Below are 3043 nucleotides of genomic sequence, written 5' to 3'. Positions count from 1 at the left end.
CTTGCTAATGTCTGTCTGCTCCACTCTAACGCATTTATTAATTCTTCTGCATGTTCAATATTATCCTCGACTAAATTTGCTAATTTAATTGTCTCTCCGCTTTTGTTCCGTTTTAACAAATCTGAAAATGAATCATATTTTTTATGGTCACGATGCAGGGCTGTATTGTTTCGTTTGAACGATATGAGACTTTTTAGAATTTCCTGCGTATTGGGGGCTTTGTTCCCGCCTAAAAGTTTTGCGGGTAATTTGCATTTGTAACAATCTATGAGGATTTCATATGTCGAATAATTTGAGTTGGCGATAAACAAAAATGGTTCGCTATGTTCGCATTCCGAACCTTTGAAAATTTGAGTGTCCCATCCACGACCTAAGATCGAAACTTTGCTGTCAATGTGTCCTAAAACCTTACTTGCTAAATCTGCTAATTGTTGACCGTATCTGAATGAGAATGTTAGTGGGTATTTTTTATATTTAATCAGGTTGATTACATTCAAGCTTCCGCGAAACTGAAATATATTTTGATAGCTGTCTGCCACTAAAATCTTTTGGCATTGTTGCGATAAAACTATATGCAATAAAACAGGATTTGAATCTTGAGCTTCATCAAATAAAATGTAATCGTAATTCAAAACAGGATTTGATAATTGCCAGCTTTTTAAGTACCCGTCATGTGTAGTCGGACATTCTGAATTTAGGTCTAACATTTGTCCCGCTAGATCGTTTGAACAGTCCAAAATTAGTTGAACAAATAGATCCTTATTTTCGCTTGTTAATTTCTTGGTTTTAACTAGATTGTCCAGCACTGAAAAGAAGCGTTGGTTCAAGTGAATCTTAGTGATGTTTTTTGATGCGGTTTCGATAAATTGTTTAGTCGTAATATTGATGCATTGCGCAATAGTTTTTGTCGGTATGTTTGCAAACTGCTGAGCGTCTTTGTGATGGTTGAAATTTGAAAAGTTAATTATCGCTAGTTCGTTCAATGGAATGTTAGTCCTGGCTAAAACTTTCTGTTTTAAATCGTATGGCAAAAAACTCAGTGCAAGTGAATGTGATGTTGCTATATCAACATTGTTCCCATTGAACAATTCTCTAGCTTCCTCTTCAAGCGTCTTACCATAACAAACATATAGACCTCTGCCCGAATGGTATTTTTCAACTGCCAAAAGTGATGTGGATTTTCCAGTACCCGCGAACGCCTCACCAATTAAATTCTCACCAGCCAGAACAGCGTCTATTAATTTATTGCACTGTAACGTTAATTGAAAACCTCTGATTGTTCTATTTGTACTTTGCATATCACCACCATTAGATTAATCGTTTATCCGATCATACTTTTTGTTAGTGCATTTCCTAAATGGCAGTTAACGATACTTTTCTTTAAAACCTTTAATTGATGCCGTAGGAATTTCTACGCGATGTTTTATATCTATCGCATCAAATTTTTCGCCTATGGCTTTTGATGCATTGCGAAGCGATATGTGACATTTCATTAAATGCTTAAGCTGGTTTCGTATTGGCCCTAGTATATTTTCCAGCTCAAGAATTAGTGCTAACTCCCATTCTGAAGCATCTTTAAATTTGTCTTTTGAGTACATTCCGTTTCGGGGAATTGCAATGGCTTTTGTTAAGCGAATTACCTTGCTGTTGTTGCGAACGAACTTACAAGTAAGCCATCTAATGATAAAACCTGAACCTGAGAATTCGACCCTTAATTGATACTTGATAGCTTGATTGTTTTTGTAGTCATTGTCCGATAATGACAGTTCTCTTTTAGCTATTTTTGCCATCCACATTTCTTGATACATAACCGTGTCAATATACAAGCTATCTATGACTGAATATAATTTGTCTTTGAGTTCCGTGTGTGCGCTTTTCATACTGTCAATTTCCTTGTAAATATATTCATAATATCTTGAAGTATTAAATTTCCAAATTTACTACTTAACAAATCGTAACAATTTGACATGCCAAACTGTTCTTATAATCAGGTACAGGTATACATGTAAACCTGTAAGGATTATTCGTCAAATCTAGCATTGAAATTGACTGTTAATTAGTGGGGGTAACTGGTTAATAACTTTGTGTATCGTTTGTTATTCTGTAGTAAAAGCTATCCAAAGAAATAGGGAGGGATCACGCTTATGACCGATCCTTTAGTTGATTTTCAGGTTGTTTTTTGTTTTGTGATATATGCTTGTTTGAGTTAGGTATTTAAGGTTTTTTACTTTGGAAAATCACCTGCTATGGTAAAATATATACATGGAACAAAGAAATATCGAGGTGTTTTTATGTCAGCTTTCAAAGGTGTTTTTAATTATTTTTCGGCTCACTTAATTCAATTTTTAGGGCTGTTTTTAATAGTTATATTAGCTCTTGCTGCTGCTCTTTTGTTGGGGTATTTACCACCATATATTGAACAGGTATTACATGTGTTAATTGTTCTTTTAGTGTTTTTGGCTTTTGTTGTTCGCTTTAAATTGAAGTTCTTTTTTACTGAAAATATGCCTTTGTTGGGTAAGAAATTTAAGGAGTAATGTATGGATTCTAAAGATTTAGGTGTTCTGATTTGGCTTGTTTTTTGGGGTGTTGGTGCGTTCTTTGTTATTGGTTACGTCTATTATTCGGTAGTCGGTATTATGCTTTCTAACGGTTGGATTAACCATCGTAAAGTTGAAGATAACCTTGCGTATTTTGATGAAAAAAAGGAAGTTTATACCGAACAATATAAGGTTAAACGTAGAAAAAAATACACTCCATATTGGATGAATGGTAATCATTCAGACACTATTAGCAGAACAAAAAATAGTATGTTTAACGATTATCACCATTAAAAATGGCGGTTTCACCCGCCTATTTTTTATTTTATACTTTCAAATTCATAGCTTGTGTTTGTGCTAAATCTCTTTCATTTAACTGGTTGTTGTCTCCGTTATTATTTGTGTTCTCCTGTTCAGGCTGGCTACTATTTACTGATTCTTCCGGCTCGTTTTGAGCGGTGTTTGCCTGTTCATTTAGCTGTGGTGATTCGGCAGAAAGTACA

The 3043-nt window shown here is 34.6% G+C and carries 4 protein-coding genes; 2 read left to right on the top strand and 2 right to left on the bottom strand.

Going from position 1 to position 3043, the window contains the following annotated elements; genetic code table 11:
* The coding region (locus tag G337_RS27900; RefSeq protein WP_051303408.1) for a UvrD-helicase domain-containing protein at nucleotides 1–1298 on the bottom strand (1298 nt) is incomplete at its 3' end.
* 66 nt (nucleotides 1299–1364) lie between these two features.
* Nucleotides 1365–1880 carry a conjugative transfer protein MobI(A/C) gene (gene mobI, locus G337_RS0118955; protein WP_028865263.1) on the bottom strand — a complete coding sequence of 172 codons (516 nt, stop codon included), beginning with the start codon at nucleotides 1878–1880 and terminating at the stop codon, nucleotides 1365–1367.
* A gap of 411 nt (nucleotides 1881–2291) precedes the next feature.
* On the opposite strand from mobI, the gene G337_RS0118950 reads away from it, so the two are divergent.
* Entirely contained in the window at nucleotides 2292–2537 is a 246-nt protein-coding gene (locus G337_RS0118950; protein WP_157619395.1) for a hypothetical protein, read from the top strand.
* 3 nt (nucleotides 2538–2540) lie between these two features.
* Nucleotides 2541–2834: a hypothetical protein gene (locus G337_RS0118945; protein ID WP_028865261.1), complete on the top strand. Its 294-nt coding sequence runs from the start codon at nucleotides 2541–2543 to the stop codon at nucleotides 2832–2834.
* Nucleotides 2835–3043 lie beyond the last annotated feature (209 nt).

It is taken from the genome of Psychromonas aquimarina ATCC BAA-1526, from assembly GCF_000428725.1.
Taxonomy (GTDB): domain Bacteria; phylum Pseudomonadota; class Gammaproteobacteria; order Enterobacterales; family Psychromonadaceae; genus Psychromonas; species Psychromonas aquimarina.
The sequence above is the reverse complement of the archived record's forward strand: the minus strand, read 5'-3'. Positions and strand labels throughout refer to the sequence as shown.